Origin of the sequence: Cohnella nanjingensis (genome assembly GCF_014212125.1) — a bacterium.
GTDB classification, from domain to species: domain Bacteria; phylum Bacillota; class Bacilli; order Paenibacillales; family Paenibacillaceae; genus Cohnella; species Cohnella nanjingensis.
Genome location: NZ_JACJVP010000024.1, coordinates 212,620 through 230,074, shown reverse-complemented (window position 1 = coordinate 230,074; position 17,455 = coordinate 212,620). Strand labels below are relative to the sequence as shown.

Genomic DNA, 17,455 nt, shown 5'->3' with positions numbered 1-17,455 from the left:
GAATCGTATAAGAATTCTGACCGAATGCGGATAAATAACCGCTCTGATTTTTGCTACGATTATACCACATGGATAGCCGAATCATTAAATCCTGGCAAGCTTTAATCAGACGGCCGTCGATGAACGCACAAATACGCGAAAAGAGGGATCGGTCGATGAAAAAAGCGCTGCCTTTGCTCTTGCTGATGGTTATGATTCTTGTAACCGCTTGCTCTAAAAATACGACGACGCCCGGCAATGCCGGATCCAACGACGGTGCCGACAAGCCGGACAAGGGCGGGTTCAAGGTCGTGCTGCTCATCCCGGGCACGCTCGGGGACAAGTCGTTCTTCGACGCCGCGAACGCAGGCCTGAACCAAGTCAAAGAGAAGCTCGGCGCCTCCACCAAGGTCATCGAGATGGGCGCGGACCAGACGAAGTGGGAGCCGACCTTCGACGATGTGGCCGCCCAAGACTGGGACGTCATCATCTCCGGCGGATCGCAGATCACGGAGCTGCTGAACGCGACGGCCGAGAAGCACCCCGATAAGACTTTCATCAACTACGACACGGACATCGCCGAAGTCGCTTCGAACGTCTACGCCGTCTCCTACGCCACCAACGAGGTCTCCTTCCTCGCCGGCGCCGCGGCCGCGCTCGCTTCGACCTCCGACCTGCCGAACGCGAATCCGGACAAGAAGATCGGCTTCCTGGGCGGCATGGACATCCCGGGCATCAACGCCTTCCTGGTCGGCTACATCGAGGGCGCCAAGTACGTCGTGCCGGATATCAAGGTCGCCATCTCCTATGCGGGAGACTTCGCGAATCCGGGCAAAGGCAAAGAGATGTCCCTGCTCCAGTACAAATCCGGCGTGGACGTCATCTTCAACGTCGCGGGCGGAACGGGGCTCGGCGTCTTCGATGCCGCCAAGGAGCAGAAGAAGTACGCGATCGGCGTCGACTCCGACCAATCGGCCATGATGCAAGGCACCGACGACGAGAAAGCGAGCCTCATCTTCACCTCCGCCATCAAGAAGATCGACTCCGTCATCCTGAACGCGGTGAAGCAAGCCAAAGAAGGCACGCTCGCGAAGGGCAAGCTGGAAGTCGCCGGTCTTCAGCAAGACGGCGTAGGCCTGGCCGAGAACGGCGTGTACGGCAGCGTCCTGCCGGAATCGATCCGTACCCGGATCGAAGACCTCAAGAAGAAGCTCGCCTTGGGCGAGATCAAGGTCAGCAACGCGATGGGGATGGATACGAGCAAGATCGAAGAGATTCGCCAGTCCGTCAAACCATAACTCGCTCGTCGAAGGGGATTCTGCCAGCGCGGGAATCCCCTTCGCTCTTCTGGACCGACTGATACGAAAGGAGCCATACGGTCATGGATCAATCTCCCCTGCTGGAGATGAGAAAAATATCAAAGGTCTATCCGAACGGCGTCGTCGCGAACGCGAACGTGAACTTCTCGCTCGACAAGGGCGAGATCCATGCGATCGTCGGCGAGAACGGCGCGGGCAAGTCCACGCTGATGAAGATGATCTTCGGCATGGAGGAGCCCAGCGAAGGCGAGATGGTGCTGGACGGCCGCAAGGTGCGGTTCCGCTCGCCCCAGGATGCCATCGACAACGGCATCGGCATGGTGCATCAGCACTTCATGCTCGTCCCCTCGCTCACCGTCGTCGACAATATGATCCTCGGCATGGAGCCGACCAAGGGCTTCAACATTCACTACAAAGAAGCGATCCGCATGACGCGGGAGCTGTCCGCCCGGTACAACCTCGCGATCGATCCGTTGGCAAAGGTGGAGGACCTCTCCGTCGGCATGAAGCAGAAGGTCGAGATCCTCAAGGTGCTGATCCGCGGCGCCCATATTCTCATCCTGGACGAGCCGACGGCCGTGCTGACGCCCCAGGAGACCGAAGAGCTGTTCCGGCAGCTCCTGGCGCTGAAGCGCGAAGGCCACACGATCGTCTTCATCTCCCACAAGCTGAAGGAAGTCAAAGTGATCTGCGACCGGATCACCATCATGCGCGGCGGCAGGACGGAAGGCGTGTTCGAGACGTCGGCGGTGTCCGAGCAGGAGATCTCCCGGCTGATGGTAGGCCGGAACGTCGTGCTGAAGTATGACAAAGGCGATCGCCCGCCCGGCCCCTCCGTCCTTCAGGTGCGGAATCTCTCGTATATCAATCCCGAACGGAAGCCGGTCCTGCAGGACATCGGATTCACGATCCGCGAAGGCGAGATCGTGGGCATCGCGGGCGTCGAGGGCAACGGGCAAGCCGAGCTGGTCAAGGCGCTGACCGGCAGCCTCTCCGGTGCCGAAGGCGAAGTCGCGGTCGGCGGAGAGACGATCCTGGGACGTACGATCAAGGAGATTCGGCAGCTGGGCGTCTCCTACATTCCCGAAGACCGGATGCGCCAAGGGGCGGCCAAGGACGCCAGCATCTCGGACAACCTCATCTCGATGTTCTACCGAATGAAGGAATGGAACAAGGGACTGCTGCTGAACCGCAAGAAAATCGCCGGTTTCTCCGAGGCGCAGATCGACCGGTACAAGATCCGCGCGAAAGGTCCGGAGCAGCCGATCGGCATGCTGTCCGGCGGAAATATGCAGAAGGTCGTCGTCGCCCGGGAGTGCGAAGCCGGTCCGAAGCTGCTGATCGCCGAGCAGCCCACCCGTGGCGTGGACGTGGGCGCGGCCCAGCTGATCCATCAACGGCTGCTGGAGATGCGGGCGGACGGCTGCGCCATCCTGCTTCTGTCCGCGGACCTGAACGAGATCCTGGAAGTGAGCGACAGCCTCCTCGTCATGTACAACGGGCAATTCGTCGCGTACTACCCCGACGTCAAGCAAGTGACGGAAGAGCGTCTAGGTTTCGCCATGCTCGGCATCGAGCGGCAGAGCGATGCGGAAGTCAGGAGGGCTATCCATGATTAAATCGGCACACTTCGAGAAGATCCGGACGCTGGCGGTTATCCTCATCGCCCTCCTCTTGACCTTCCTAATCATCGCGATCATCAGCGACGATCCGCTGCGGACGATCCTGATCTTCCTGGTCGAACCGGTCTCGTCGGTCTCCCATCTCGGCAATGTGGTGGAAATGGCGATCCCGCTGATGTTCACCGGGCTGTCCGTCGTCCTGCTGTTCCGGACGAACCTGTTCAACCTGGGCGCCGAAGGCCTGTTCTACTTCGCGGGCATCGTCGCTTCGACGATCGCCATCCACTGGACGCTGAGCGGCTGGCTGCACCCGATCGTCTCCATCCTGGCCGGGGCGCTCACCGGCGCGCTGCTGTCGGCCATCCCCGGCATTTTGAAGGCCAAATGGAACGTCAACGAGCTCGTCACGTCGCTGATGTTCAACAGCATCCTGTTCGGGGTCGGCCTGTACTTCCTGAACTACAAGCTGCGGGACCCCCAGGCGTTCAGCAATTCTTCGTACAAGCTGCAGCCGACGGCGCTGCTTCCGAATCTCATCCCGGGCACGCGCATCCACTTGGGCTTGATTCTCGCGCTGCTGTGCATCGTCGCCGTGCACTACTACATGTATCGAACCAAGTGGGGCTACGAGCTGCGCATGACAGGCTCGAACCGGTCCTTCGCCGAATACTCCGGCATCAACACGACGAAGGTCATCATCACGGTGCATCTCATCGCGGGCTTCCTGGCAGGCATGGGCGGATCCGTCGAGGTGCTCGGCATGTATACCCGGTTCCAGTGGACGTCCCTGCCCGGGTACGGGCTCGACGGGGCGCTGGTCGCGCTGCTCGCCAAGAACAATCCGCTGTCCGTCATCGGCGCCGCGCTGTTCCTGGCCTACATCCGCATCGGCGCCGACCAGATGGCCCGCATGTCCGACGTCCCGGCCGAGATGATCTCCATCGTCCAGGCCGTCATCATCCTGCTCATCTCCGCCGAGCAGTTCCTGAAGTTCTGGAAGACCCGGATGCTGCTGAAGGAGGCGGGAATCCGTGAGTAACTTCTTCGATATTCTGTTCTCGACGGACTTCGCCTTCTCCGTGCTGCGCGTCATGACGCCGATCCTGTTCGCGGCGCTCGGCGCTCTGATCTCGAACAAGGCCGGCATCGTCAACATCGGCCTTGAGGGGACGATGCTCGTCTCGGCTTTGACCGGCGTCATCGTGAGCGCCTATACGGGCAGCGCCTGGGTCGGCTTGTTGGCCGGGATTCTCGCGGGCGTCGCCATCGCCGCGCTGCTCGGATTTTTCACGCTGAAGTTCAAGACGCACATCATCCTGGGCGGGATCGCGGTCAACATGTTCGCCTCCGGCGGCACGGTGTTCATCCTGTACCTGGTCAGCGGAGACAAGGGCGCCTCGACGTCGCTGAAGAGCGCGACGCTCCCTTCCCTGCACATCCCGCTGCTGCAGGACATTCCCGTGCTGGGCCCGATCTTGTCGGGACACAACGTGCTCACGTACGTCTCGCTCGTCTCCGTCGCCGGCCTCTACTACCTGCTGGCGAAGACGCCGCTCGGCCTGCGCATCCGGTCCGTCGGGGAGAACCCCCAGGCCGCCCAATCGGTCGGCGTCCGGGTCAACCGCGTCCAGTTCGTCTCGCTGCTGATCAGCGGCTTCTTCGCGGCCCTCGGCGGCGCCTACATGTCGATGGGCTACCTGTCGCTCTTCACGCGGGACATGACCGCGGGGCGCGGCTGGATCGGGATCGCGGCGGAGGCCGTGGGACGCAGCACGACGATCGGCACCTTCCTGTCCTCCCTGCTCTTCGGGGCGGCGGACGCGCTCGCGAATGCGCTCCAGATCTTGAAGATCCCCGCCGAGCTCGTCGGCACGACCCCCTATGTCGTCACGGTGATCGGACTGGTCGTCTACGCGGTGGCCGAGACCAAGATGAAGAAACGGAAGATGACGAAGAAAGAATTGAAAAAGGCCAAGCAGGTTTGACGTCCGAGATGGCCCTAAGGCGCACGAACGCTAGCTGTTTATGCGCAAGCGGCGTCATTCTCGGATGTTGAGGTCAGAACCCGGCTGCGGTATGAATTTCTCAACATTAGACTTATAGCCGGATGTCCCAGCCCGGGCGTCCACGGAAAGGACTGGAACGATGAACCGTGTAATCATAGATACCGATATCGGCAGCGACATCGACGACGCGATGGCGATCGCCCTCGCCCTGCGTTCTCCCGAACTGAAGCTCGAAGGGGTCACGACCGTATACGGCGACGCCCGTCTCCGCGCGAGGATGGTCAGCAAGATGCTGATGCTCTCGGGCCGCACGGGAATCCCCGTATTGGCCGGCCTGGACGAGTCGCTGCTGCGCAACCGCCCCGTCTGGATGGCGGGCCACGAAGGCGACGGCCTGCTGGAGCCAGGTGAAGAGCTGACTTACGACAGCCGTCATGCCGTGGACTTCATCATCGATACCGTCATGCGCAACCCCGGCGAGATCACGCTGATCCCGATCGGGCCGCTCACCAATATCGCCGCATCCCTCATCCGCGAGCCGCAGGTGGCGCGCAACGTCAAAGAAATCGTGCTGATGGGCGGCGTGACCCGGCTCGGCGACAACGGGGCGGACATGCGAATCGTGGAGCATAACATCTCCTGCGATCCCGAAGCCGCCTCCGTCGTCTTCGGCAGCGGCGCGCCGATCGTCATGGTCGGACTCGACGTGACCTTGAAGGTCCAGATCACGGAACAGGAGCGGCAGCGGCTGATTCAGTCGAACGACCCTCTCAATCTGAAGCTCGCGGATATGATGGCGCGGTGGTTCGCCTTCGTGAAGGAAGACCACACGTTCATGCACGACCCGCTCACGGTCTCCCTACTCATCGACCGCAGCCTCGTGAAGACGCAGAAGATGAGCGTGCAGATTGAATACGATCATCGGCCGAAGACCGGACAGACGGTGGCGACGAAGGCCGACAACGCCAATGTAGAGGTGTGTCTCGACGTGGATGCGGAGCGGCTGGTCCGGCTGTTGATGGCCCGCTTGCTGCAGGAAGACGCCCGATGAAGCCGAATTCGGCTGTCGCGGCCGCCGCCGGGAGATGAAAGACGGCGCCTGGGACGGGATGCCGATGAAGCAAGAGCTGAAAGTTTCCTGCAAATCAACCCGCTGGCAGACTTCCTGCCCATCAACCCCTAAAGGAGCATGAGATGACCCTACCGAAGATCCTCATCGACGCCGACACCGGCATCGACGACGCGCTGGCCATCCTTTACGGCTTGAAGTGCGGCAAAGCCGATATCGTCGGCATCACGACCGTATTCGGCAACATCCCCGTCGAGCAGGCGACCGAGAATACGCTTCGAATCGTGAAGCTGGCCGGACGCGAGGGCAAGATCCCCGTCAGCCAGGGCGCTTCCCGCCCGCTTGCTCGCGAGCTCGCAGGGTTCTCCACGAACGTGCACGGCGAGAACGGCATTGGAGACGTAGAGCTGCCGCCGTCCGGACAACGGGCGATCGCGGAACCCGCCGAAGACTTCATCGTCCGAGCGGCTGAGGAGCGTCGGGACGAGCTGGTTATCGTGGCGCTGGGCAGACTGACCAATCTTGCGCACGCGCTGCGCAAGGACCCGAGCCTCCCGTCCAAGGTCAAGCACGTCTATATCATGGGAGGCGCGATTCGCGTCCCAGGGAACGTCACCCCCGTATCCGAAGCGAATATATGGGGAGATCCGGAAGCAGCGGACCTCGTCATCCAATCCGGGCTGCCGGTCACGCTGGTCGGCCTGGACGTCACGATGCGCACGCTGCTGCATCAATCCCATCTGGACGCGCTGGAGCGGACGTGCAGCCCGCACAACCGCGAAGCGGCCAGCTTCGTGAACCGCTCGATGCAGTACTACTTCGACTTCTACCGCCAATCCAACGCATTCCGCCAGTGCGCGCCTTTGCACGACCGCTCACAATGTTGGCCGCCGTGGAGCCGGGCATCGTGCGTAGCCAGACGATGCACCTGTCGGTCGAGTGCGAGGGCAAGAAGAGCGCCGGCATGACGATCGCGGACCTGCGCCGCATGCCTGCCGTCGGCGCCCCGATCCAAGTTTGCGTCGACGTGGACGCGGAGCTGGCGATCGACCTGCTGTTGGATGCTTTCTCCTGATTGCGTAAGGAGATTCGGATGCGAGGCCAAGCGGCCGCATTCGAATCTCTTTTCATTTGCGTCCGATTGATAGCCTCAGCCCGCTGTAACGATAAAAAAATATCGCTACAGACCCGAACATGGCGCCTCAGCCCGCTGCAACGATAAAAAGTATCGTTACAGCGCCGATCACGGCGCCTCAGCCCGCTGCAACGATAAAATGTATCGTTACAGACCCCAACACGGCGCCTCAGCCCGCTGTAACGATAAAAAGTATCGCTACAGCGCCGATCACGGCGCCTCAGCCCGCTGCAACGATAAAATGTATCGTTACAGACCCCAACACGGCGCCTCAGCCCGCTGTAACGATAAAAAGTATCGCTACAGACCCCAACACGGCACCTCAGCCCGCTGCAACGATAAAAAGTATCGTTACAGCGCCGATCACGGCGCCTCAGCCCGCTGCAACGATAAAATGTATCGTTACAGCGCCGGACCAGGCCTCCCGCTCCGCATGACGGTCAGCAAACGCAGCCGAATGTATGCGCTATCTTGACAGCGGACCCCCGAACCAACAAGATAAGCGTATACGAACATGGAATCGGAACTCGCGAGGTGAACGCGTGGATAGCTGCACGGCATTGATCCGCAAGCAACAAGCCTTCTTCGAGACCGGCCAGACCAAGCCGCTCGCCTACCGGCAGGAGGCGCTCCGCCAGCTGGGGAACGCCATTCGCAAGCATGAGCGCGGGATCCTGCAGGCGCTGCGGCAGGATCTGAACAAATCCGAATTCGAGGCTTACGCCTCCGAAGTCGGCATCGTGCTGAAGGAGATCCGCTTCGTCATGAAGCATCTACGTTCCTGGGCCCGCCCCCGGAAGGTCAAGACGCCCCTCACGCACATCGGCTCGCGCAGCTCGATCTATCCGGAGCCTTACGGCGTCGTCCTCATCATCGCCCCCTGGAACTTCCCGTTCCAGCTCGCGATCGCGCCGCTCATCGGGGCGATCGCCGCCGGCAACTGCGCCGTCGTGAAGCCGTCCGAGCTCACGCCCCGCACCTCCGAGGTGCTGGCTCTGCTCATTCGGGAGACATTCGGAGCGGAATATATCGCCGTCGTCCAAGGCGACGCCGAGACGAGCCAGGCGCTGCTGGCCGAACCGGTGGACTACATCTTCTTCACGGGCGGAACCGCGGTCGGGAAGGTCGTCATGGAGGCCGCCGCCAAGCGGCTGACCCCGGTCACGCTGGAGCTCGGGGGCAAAAGCCCCTGCATCGTGCACGAAGACGCGAATCTGAAGCTGGCCGCCAAGCGGATCGCCTGGGGCAAGTTCATGAATGCCGGCCAGACGTGCGTCGCGCCGGATTACGTATATGTGCATCAATCCGTGAAGACCGCGTTTCTCGATCACCTGAAGCGCGCCATCGACGAGCTGTACGGCGCGAACCCGCTCGCGAACGCGTCCTACACGCGCATCGTGAGCGACAAGCATTTCCGCCGGCTGCAGGCCTTCCTGGCGGACGGCGTCGCCGCCGCGGGCGGGCAGAGCGACCCGAACGCGCTGCTGATCGAGCCGACGGTGCTGACCGAGGTCTCCCCCGACGCCCCCGTCATGCAGGACGAGATCTTCGGTCCGATCCTGCCCGTGTTGGCGTACCAAGATATCGGGCAGGTCATCGAAGCCATCAATCGCCGGCCCAAGCCGCTCGCGCTGTATATTTTCTCGGAGAGCAAGCCGATTCAGCGGCAGGTGCTGAACGACGCCTCCTTCGGAGGCGGCTGCGTGAACGATACCGTCTATCACTTTACCTCGCCCTACCTGCCTTTCGGCGGGGTTGGCGGCAGCGGGATGGGCGCCTATCACGGCCGGAGCAGCTTCGAACTGTTCTCGCACCGCAAGGGCGTGCTCAAGCAGACGACCTTGTTCGATATTCCCTTTCGGTATCCGAACGCGAAGCATGCGCTGAGATGGATCAAACGGTTCCTGAAGTAGCTTCTATCTCCCGACAAAGGAGCAATCCCTGTGAAAAAGTACGGGTTGCCGCTGCTGATTCTGTTGATGAGCGCGTTGTACATTTTCGTGATCCCGTCGGATCCGCACGCGGTCAAGCTGCTGTTCAAGCTGATCCCGATGTGGCTCGTCATCGCGTACGCCTACCTGCATTTCCCGACCCCTCGGAGGGGTTGCCATTGGATGCTATTGATCGGCTTGTTCTTCTGCATGCTGGGAGACGGTCTGCTGGGGTGGTTCATCGTCGGGTTGTCCGCCTTCCTCATCGGACACCTGTTCTATATGGCGAGCTTCTTCCGCCAATGGCGATCCTCGCGGATTCGGTCCGCTGCGATCGTCCCGATCGGCCTCTATGCCGTATTCATGGGCTGGGAGCTCGTCCACGCGCTCGTCCGAGACGGCAAGGACGGCCTGATCATCCCCGTGATTCTCTACATCGCCGTGATCTCTCTCATGGTCTGGTCCGCCATCATGACCGGCAAAGCTTGGGCGATCGTCGGCAGCCTCCTGTTCATGATCTCCGACTCCATCCTCTCCTGGAATCTCTTCGTCTCCGACGTGGCGCACGCCAACGTCCTCATCATGACCACTTATTACGCCGCGCAATTCTGCATCGCCTACAGCATTCGGACGGTCGCGGCCCCTGCGCGTACCTACCCCGCCGATCTCCCCCACGCCCGTTGAACGCCAGCTTAGGGTAGGCTCACGCCTCCAGGCTTAACGTCTCGATAAGGAGATCGCCATCCTCGATTTTCATCGCGCTATTTTCCCGATGGCAGTCCCAGCCTTGCGCTATCGCATAACGCACGAGACTTGCGAGCGTTTTGGGCTTGTGCAGGTTGATCCGCCAATTCCCCTTCCAGGTGAACAGCACCTCGCAACAAGCGGTTTTGGAAGCATAGATCCTCAAGCTAACCCGCTCATGATGCGGGATCTCGTCGATGACGCAATGATAGGGATGACCGTCGACCACAATCCTTTTTTCTTCCTTCCCGAATGGCTTCACGGGGGTCTCCTTTCCACGCCTGCGGCGCATCGGAAGCGATCTTAGCTCCATTATAAGCCGCTATCCCGTGACGCCATCAACCTTTTCTCGCGAAAAGCCTTGACTCTCACGCATACTGGAGACTTTATACTGGTAGCAGAGAGGAGGGACCGTATGTTCACCATCGGACAGCTGTCCAAAAGGACCCATATATCGATTCGAACGCTGCGATACTATGACGAGCTCGGGCTGCTCAAGCCTGCCAAGGTAGCCGAATCGGGCTATCGCTATTATTCGAATGAGGAATTGCGATTGCTGCAGCATATTACCGCTCTGAAGGAATTAGGCTTTACGCTTGCTTCCATCAAGGAGCTGCTGTTGACAACGGGGAAGGGCGCCCAGGAGTCCCGTTGGAAGTCGTTTCTCGACTTCGAGCTCGCCGCGATCGCGGAAGAGAGGACCCGCCTCGACGAGATGGAGAAGTTGCTGCAGACGGCGCGGCATGCGCTAGAGATGAAGGGCGAGATCGAAGCGGAGGACATCTTTCTGTTCATCCGGGCGCTGCAGACGCCGCCGAACGTGCGAGAGTCGTTCTTCGCCCGGCATTTTACGGAACGCGAGATTCGCATCCTGAAGAACCTGCCGGATCTGAGCTCGGAGGATCCCCGCGCCATGAAGTGGGCGAAGCTAATCCGCGCGGCCATGGAGCATCTACACGAACCCCCGTCCTCGGACGTCTCCCAAGATCTCGCCCGGCAGTTTGTAGAGATCTCTATGGATTGGTTCGAACAAGACGAGCAGTTGATCGAGAAATACTGGACGATGATTCGCCCCGAGGCGAACGAGGAGACCAAAGTCTATGGATTGGATGCCGACGTGATGGGCTACATCGACCGCATCGTCGATGCTTACTTGCAACAGGATCAGGAGGGGACGCCCCATGGCGAAGCAGATAGAACGGCCCATTCCTGAATCCCGTGCCTGGAGCTATGTCGTGATGGGCGGGCTGCTGGAGATCGTATGGGCCAGCGGATTCAAATACGCGTACGTTCCGAGTATCGTCATCTTGGTCGCGCTGCTGACCAGCTTCGACCTCCTGATCCGCGCGACCAAAGCGCTGCCGGTCGGCACGGTATACGCCGTCTTCGCCGGGATGGGCACGCTCGGAACCACGTTGGTGGAGATCGTGTCCAGCGGGGGCGTGAGCGCGATACGCATCGCGTTCATCCTGCTGCTGCTGGCTTGCATTATCGGCTTGAAACTGTCGGGTAAAGGAAGTGAGACCGCATGAATTGGCTCCTGCTCGTCGCCGCGGGGCTGCTTGAGATCATCGGGGTCATCGGCATCAAGCGGGTGGCGGAGAAGAACAATTGGACCAACAACCTCATCCTGATCGTCGGATTCCTCCTGAGCTTCCAGCTGCTGATCCGGGCGATGGAGACGATCCAACTAGCGACGGCTTACGCGGTGTGGACCGGCATCGGCACCGTCGGCGCCGCCATCGTCGGGATGATCTTCTTCAAGGAACCGAAGAGCTGGGCGCGCATCGGCTGCATGCTCGGCGTCATTCTCTCCGTCGTCGGCTTGAAGATCGCCGGTTGAGCCGAGAGAGGAACCAGGCCGCGAGGGCTTCGCCGCAGATCCTAACAATAAGGGCTGCCCGGTTTCGATGTCGGCGTAGCCCTTATTCTAACTCTGAGGCAGCAGCGGCGTCGGCGCGGTCAGCCGCCCCCGCAGGATCGCCGACAGATCCTCGGGAGCGATCGGACGGCTGAAGTAGTAGCCCTGCGCCTCGTTGCAATGGCGCTGGGTGAGGAAGTGAAGCTGCTCCTGCGTCTCGACGCCCTCCGCGATGACCTTGAGCTCCAGATTGTGCGCCATGTTGATGATCGTCTGAACGAGCGCCGCATCCTTGGCGTCGGCCAGTATATTTCTCGTGAAGGATTGGTCGATCTTCAAGGTGTCGATAGGGAACAGCTTCAGATAGCTTAGGGATGAATAGCCCGTCCCAAAGTCGTCGATGGACAAGCTGGTGCCCATCTCCTTCAGCTTCTGCATGGTGCCGATCGCGTACTTAGAGTCCTGGATAATGCTCTCCGTCAGCTCCAGCTCCAGATACTGCGGCTCCAGCCCTGTGTCATGCAGCACTCGGCTGACCGCCTCCAGCAGATTGCTCTGCTGGAATTGCCGCGACGAGATATTGACGGCCACGCGCATCGGGGGTAGTCCCTCGTCCTGCCACGATTTCGCTTGCCTGCATGCCTCGTAGAGCACCCACTCGCCGATCGGGATGATTAATCCCGTCTCTTCGGCCAAGGGGATGAATTCGGCCGGAGACACGTTGCCGAGCTCCGGGTGGTGCCAGCGGAGCAGCGCTTCTACGCCCGTGATCTTGCCGGTGCCGACGTCCATCTGCGGCTGGTAGTGGACTTTGAATTCCCGGCGCTCCAAGCCTTTACGCAATCCGATCTCAAGCTTCATCTTCTTCGTGACGGCTTCGTTCATATCCGGCGTGTAGAACTGGAAGTTGTTCTTTCCTTGCTCTTTGACGCGGTACATCGCCGTATCCGCATTCTTGATCAGCGTCTCGATGTCTCTGCCGTCGGACGGATACAGGCTGATCCCGATCGAGGGCGTCACGAACATCTCGGCATCGTTCAGCACGAACGGCTGCGCGAACAGCTGCAGGAGACGCTGCGCCTTTCTCGTCACTTCGTCGGCCGTGGTGTTCGGCAGCAGAACCAGGAACTCGTCGCCGCCCTGGCGCGAGACGGTGTCCCCTTTGCTCGTGCAGGACTGGATGCGGCTGGCGGCCTCAATCAGCAGAAGGTCGCCCATGGCGTGTCCGAGCGTGTCGTTGATGTATTTGAACCGATCGAGATCGATAAACATGATGCCGATCGTCATCTTGTTCTTGCTCGCCTGATCCAGCGCCTGCGCCAGGCGATCGTTCAGCAGATGCCGGTTCGGGAGATCCGTCAGCGGGTCCCGATAGACCATCCGGTTCATCTTCTCCTCGGCCTTCTTACGTTCGGTAATATCCCGGATAATGCTGCTGTAGAAGCTGCTGCCTTCTTCCTGCCAGGTCGCCATCGAGAGCTCGAGCGGGAACTCCGTCCCGTCCTTGCGCAGCCCGTGCATTTCGACCGTCTTGCCGATAATATAGGGGTCTCCCGTGTCCTTGTAGCGCGCCATCCCGAGCCGGTGCGCCTCTTTGTATCGATCGGGAATGATGACCTCGAGCCGCCGGTTCAGCACTTCTTGCTCCGCGTAGCCGAAAATGTGCTGGGCGCTTTGGTTCCAGGAGATAATGACGCCCCTGTAGTCGGACAAAATAATCGCATCGTTCGCGGATTCGATAACCGAACGGAACTTGCGCTCCGAAGCCGCCGTCCGCGATTCGAACCGGTCGTCTACGATTGCGCTGATAAGCACGAGCACGAGCAGAATGAACATGGCGATGCCGATGGAATAGGCGAGAAGGGTGCTGTCGATCGCGGAGGATGACGCGCCCATGGCTTGATGGTCGTGCTCGAACGTAGCCGCGGACATGCCCGTATAGTGCATGCCGGAGATGGCGATCGCCATGATGAGGGCGCCGAAGGCTTTTCTCCGCCAGCCCCCGAAGGAGCCCGCATGGCGCCGCGCATCGCGCAGCAAGAGCAGCGCCGCATAAGACGTCGCAAGCGCGATCGCGGCGGAGAGCGCCCATAGGAACGGATTGTAGCGGATGGCGGCTTCCATGACCATCGCTGCCATTCCGATATAGTGCATGGATACGATCCCCGCCCCGATGAACAGCGCGCTAACGATGTAATGAGAGGTGCGCGCTTCGGGCCGGTTGACGATATGCAGCGCCAGACCCGAGGCCAGAATCGCCGGCAGGATCGACAAGAGGACCGTCGCGAGATTGTACGAGACGGGTACGGCGGACAGGTGGAACGCAAGCATCGCGATGAAGTGCATCGCCCAGATGCCCATCCCCATGGCAAATGCGCCGCCGCACAGCCAGATGTAGCGCGCGGGGGCTTTGGCTTTGTGAATGCGGACGCCGAGATCCAAGGCGGCGTAGGAAGCCAGAATCGCGATCAGGAATGAGAGAAGAACGAGGGGGACGTTGTAAGTGCTGGACAGCACGGGCATTGAGGACATTTTCTCCTTTGTATGTGAACATCTCGCGGTCGATCGGCGTATATGCGCACGGTCATTTGCGTATATTTGACAAGATTCGGCGAATTTCTGTTTATAATTTAACATAATAAGGGACATGCGGGTAGAAAATAATTCCGGCCGCAAGGAACGGATGCGGCACCTATTCGGCTATGACGAACAGGAGCCAGCCGACATGATAGAGCGCGATCAAGCCGTACAGGATGGTCGCGATCACCCCCGCCTTCTGAATGTACGAGCGCCCTTCCACATGCCGATGCAACGCGAGCAGGATCAACGGCAAGAGGAGCTTGTAGCCGTAGAAGAGCGCTACGTTCGTCTCGTACAAGGCTCGAGCCAGGGGATTCGCTTCCTGAACGACCTGCAGGCGAAGGCCCGTATCCGTCGCGAAGGCATCGAAGAAGGAGAGCCATACCAACCACTGCCACTTCCTTATGCCGCTTAGCGCCGTCCGCATGAACACGCACAATCACCTCCAATATATGATACATATTGTATCATATTGGGAGACGAATGGGTTTAGCTTTCACGCGGAGCTTGGGGCAGGCAAGTTCGCCTTCCCTCCTTCTATCCAAAATCGATCTCCTATTCTACGATCATCGAACGCGGTGTTCCTTGGTATTCCTTAGTGTTACTTTTTATAGCAAGACCACGATTCTCGTGCTTACGTTCAGCGCCGCCAGCTTGGCGATGCTCATCGCCCTCTACTGCCTTCGACAGGTTCCTCCGCGCCGCCCTCTCCAAATCTGACAACGCCGTGCTACGTTCAGTTGCCGTAGCGGATACCCACCAATCGGGAATGTTGGTGACGAATCGGCAAAACCGGCGGATCTCGTTCGACAGCCACCGCGGAATGGATCTCGTACAATCGGGATTAGAAATCCATTTTGAGGGAGAGTCGATGCTTATGGCCAGATGGGGGAGCCGGCTGTCGTTCCTTCTCGCATGCAGCGTACTGACGTTTACCCTGACCGGATTTGCCCCGCCGCAGAAAGCTTACGAAGAAGCGGGCCGCTCCTGGGCTTCGTCTACGTTAAAAGATTGGCTGGACAAAGGTTGGCTGCAAGGTTACGCTGACGGGACCCTCCTGCCGGATCGGATCGTCTCGCGGGCGGAGTTCCTGACGTTGGTGAACCGTGCTTTCGAACTCACGGATGCCGCCGGCGTCTCCGTCGGGAATCTCGCGGCGGGTCGCTGGTATGAAGCGGAGATCGCCAAGGCGCTAAAAGCGGGCTACGTCAGCGGCATCGACGCAGGACCGGCGTGGCCCGGACAGCCGGTAACCCGTCAGGAAGCCGCGCTCCTGCTTGCGACGCTGCTGAATTTGGACGTCGGGATGGCGAAAGCTTCTTCCTTCGCGGACGCGAGCGAGATCGCCGTGGAGAGCTCGGGGGCTGTCGCGCTGTTGGTGGATAAGGGGATCTTGCAAGGCTACGCTGACGGAACGTTCCGGCCTACGGCCCCGGTCACCCGCGCGAGCGCCGTGGTCATGATCGATGCCGCGCGGAAGGCGGGGCGCGTCGGCGGAGAGCCAACGCCCGCACCTACGGGAGGCTTAGCTACGCCTACGCCTGCCCCAACAGCTGCGCCGCCAGTATCCACACCTACACCTACGCCTATAGCTACGTCCACGCCGACAGTTACGCCCGCACCTACAGATACGCCTGCGCCTACAGTTACGCCCACACCTACAGAATCGCCTGCGCCTACAGTTACGCCCACACCTACAGAATCGCCTGCGCCTACGCCATCTCCTACGCCAGCCCCGACACCGGATGTAGACGCGCCCATCGTGCTGCCGGAAGCGATCGGACCCTTGAGGGTAGGCGTAGCCTTCGTCAGCTCGCTCGAGAAATTGTCCGGCGGATTCGGCACGATTAACTACGCGCTCACGGCGGGCGGGCTGCCGCCAGGCACCGCGTTCACCTCGGCCGGCGGCTTCAGCGGCACTCCGACGACGGAGGGGAGCTATACCTTCACCGTAAAGGCGACCGATTCGATCGGTCATACCGCTACCCAGGTTTATACGGTCACGGTGAATCCCCCCGCCCCCATCGTGCTGCCGGCGGCGATCGGCCCGTTGAAGGTGGGCGAAGCATTCCACGGCTCGCTCGAGAAGCTGTCCGGCGGTTACGGCACCATGACCTATACGCTCACGGCGGGCAGTCTGCCGCCTGGCATCGCGCTCACCTCGACCGGACTCTTCAGCGGCACCCCGACGACGGAAGGGAGCTATACCTTCACCGTGAAGGCGACCGATTCGCTCGGCTATGCCGCAACGCAGAGCTATACGGTTACGGTCAATCCTCCCGCCCCCATCGTGCTGCCGGCGACATTCGGCCCCCTGAAGGCAGGCGAAGCATTCAACGGCTCGCTGCAGAAACTGTCCGGCGGTTACGGCACGATGACCTATACGCTCGTGGCGGGCGCGCTGCCGCCGGGAACCGCGTTCTCTTCGACCGGACTCTTCAGCGGCGCCCCGACGACGGAGGGGAGCTACACCTTTACCATCAAAGCGACGGATACGCTTGGCTATTCCGCTACCCAGATCTATACGATCGTGGTGGACCCTCCCGCCCCCATCGTGCTGCCGGCGGCAATCGGTCCCCTGAAGGTAGGCGAAGCCTTCGTCGGCTCGCTGCAAAAACTGTCCGGCGGTTACGGCACGATGACCTATACGTTCGTCGCGGGCGCGCTGCCGCCGGGAACCGCGTTCTCTTCGACCGGACTCTTCAGCGGCAGTCCGACGACGGAGGGGAGCTACACTTTCACTATCAAAGCGACGGATTCGCTTGGCTATTCCGCTACCCAGATCTATACGATCGTGGTGGACCCTCCCGCCCCCATCGTGCTTCCGGCGGCAATCGGTCCCCTGAAGGTAGGCGAAGCCTTCGTCGGCTCGCTGCAGAAACTGTCCGGCGGTTACGGCACGATGACCTATACGTTCGTCGCGGGCGCGCTGCCGCCGGGAACCGCGTTCTCTTCGACCGGACTTTTCAGCGGCAGTCCGACGACGGAGGGGAGCTACACTTTCACCGTGAAGGCAACCGACTCGCTCGGCTATGCCGCGACGCAGACCTACACGGTGACGGTAACGGCGCCCTAACCGCCTTTCTCCATCCCGGGAATCGCCCGTGAACACTGAAAAGCGCCCCCTCCATTCGTACCGGCAGCCAACGGCTGACCGATTCGTCTGGTCGGGGCGCTTTTGGGTTTTTTTCAGTACTTCAAATAATTTG

At 60.6% G+C, this 17,455-nt stretch carries 15 protein-coding genes; 12 read left to right on the top strand and 3 right to left on the bottom strand.

Annotated features, from left to right (window positions below; genetic code table 11):
- The first annotated feature begins 155 nt into the window (after positions 1-155).
- The 8 genes from H7C19_RS14845 to H7C19_RS14810 all read left to right on the top strand — a co-directional run bounded on the left by H7C19_RS14845 (position 156) and on the right by H7C19_RS14810 (position 9,745).
- Complete coding sequence (locus H7C19_RS14845) at positions 156-1,277, top strand: BMP family ABC transporter substrate-binding protein (RefSeq protein ID WP_185143441.1); 1,122 nt, start codon at positions 156-158, stop codon at positions 1,275-1,277.
- Between the two features lie 83 nt (positions 1,278-1,360).
- Complete coding sequence (locus H7C19_RS14840; RefSeq protein ID WP_185143440.1) at positions 1,361-2,917, top strand: ABC transporter ATP-binding protein; 1,557 nt, start codon at positions 1,361-1,363, stop codon at positions 2,915-2,917.
- Positions 2,910-3,959: an ABC transporter permease gene (locus tag H7C19_RS14835; protein WP_185143439.1), complete on the top strand. Its 1,050-nt coding sequence runs from the start codon at positions 2,910-2,912 to the stop codon at positions 3,957-3,959. Before H7C19_RS14840 ends, H7C19_RS14835 begins: the two co-directional genes overlap by 8 nt.
- The gene (locus H7C19_RS14830) at positions 3,952-4,905 is read left to right on the top strand and encodes an ABC transporter permease (protein WP_185143438.1); all 954 of its coding nucleotides are present in this window, start codon (positions 3,952-3,954) and stop codon (positions 4,903-4,905) included. The genes H7C19_RS14835 and H7C19_RS14830 overlap by 8 nt, the downstream gene beginning before the upstream one ends.
- Positions 4,906-5,065: 160 nt before the next feature.
- A complete protein-coding gene (locus H7C19_RS14825) occupies positions 5,066-5,977 on the top strand; it encodes a nucleoside hydrolase (protein ID WP_185143437.1) in 912 nt (303 codons plus the stop codon).
- A gap of 143 nt (positions 5,978-6,120) precedes the next feature.
- Entirely contained in the window at positions 6,121-6,963 is an 843-nt protein-coding gene (locus H7C19_RS14820) for a nucleoside hydrolase (protein WP_246469513.1), read from the top strand.
- 709 nt (positions 6,964-7,672) lie between these two features.
- A complete protein-coding gene (locus H7C19_RS14815; RefSeq protein WP_185143436.1) occupies positions 7,673-9,043 on the top strand; it encodes an aldehyde dehydrogenase in 1,371 nt (456 codons plus the stop codon).
- Between the two features lie 30 nt (positions 9,044-9,073).
- A complete protein-coding gene (locus tag H7C19_RS14810) occupies positions 9,074-9,745 on the top strand; it encodes a lysoplasmalogenase (RefSeq protein WP_313731658.1) in 672 nt (223 codons plus the stop codon).
- Between the two features lie 19 nt (positions 9,746-9,764).
- Here H7C19_RS14810 and H7C19_RS14805 read toward each other — a convergent pair whose 3' ends face one another.
- Positions 9,765-10,067, bottom strand: coding sequence for a hypothetical protein (locus H7C19_RS14805; protein ID WP_185143435.1), 303 nt, complete (start codon positions 10,065-10,067; stop codon positions 9,765-9,767).
- 153 nt (positions 10,068-10,220) lie between these two features.
- On the opposite strand from H7C19_RS14805, the gene H7C19_RS14800 reads away from it, so the two are divergent.
- The 3 genes from H7C19_RS14800 to H7C19_RS14790 are packed head-to-tail and all read left to right on the top strand — an operon-like array spanning position 10,221 to position 11,648.
- On the top strand, positions 10,221-11,018 hold the full coding sequence (locus H7C19_RS14800) for a MerR family transcriptional regulator (RefSeq protein WP_185143434.1): 798 nt from the start codon (positions 10,221-10,223) through the stop codon (positions 11,016-11,018).
- Entirely contained in the window at positions 10,987-11,337 is a 351-nt protein-coding gene (locus tag H7C19_RS14795; RefSeq protein ID WP_185143433.1) for a DMT family transporter, read from the top strand. The genes H7C19_RS14800 and H7C19_RS14795 overlap by 32 nt, the downstream gene beginning before the upstream one ends.
- On the top strand, positions 11,334-11,648 hold the full coding sequence (locus tag H7C19_RS14790) for a DMT family transporter (RefSeq protein ID WP_185143432.1): 315 nt from the start codon (positions 11,334-11,336) through the stop codon (positions 11,646-11,648). Before H7C19_RS14795 ends, H7C19_RS14790 begins: the two co-directional genes overlap by 4 nt.
- Before the next feature lie 87 nt (positions 11,649-11,735).
- Here the strand turns inward: H7C19_RS14790 and H7C19_RS14785 are convergent, their stop codons facing one another.
- Complete coding sequence (locus H7C19_RS14785; RefSeq protein ID WP_246469512.1) at positions 11,736-14,189, bottom strand: bifunctional diguanylate cyclase/phosphodiesterase; 2,454 nt, start codon at positions 14,187-14,189, stop codon at positions 11,736-11,738.
- Positions 14,190-14,358: 169 nt separating this feature from the next.
- Positions 14,359-14,673: a DUF5658 family protein gene (locus H7C19_RS14780; RefSeq protein WP_246469527.1), complete on the bottom strand. Its 315-nt coding sequence runs from the start codon at positions 14,671-14,673 to the stop codon at positions 14,359-14,361.
- Between the two features lie 450 nt (positions 14,674-15,123).
- Between H7C19_RS14780 and H7C19_RS14775 the strand changes: the two genes are divergently transcribed.
- Positions 15,124-17,322, top strand: a complete 2,199-nt coding sequence (locus H7C19_RS14775; protein ID WP_185143429.1) for a putative Ig domain-containing protein — start codon at positions 15,124-15,126, stop codon at positions 17,320-17,322.
- Positions 17,323-17,455 lie beyond the last annotated feature (133 nt).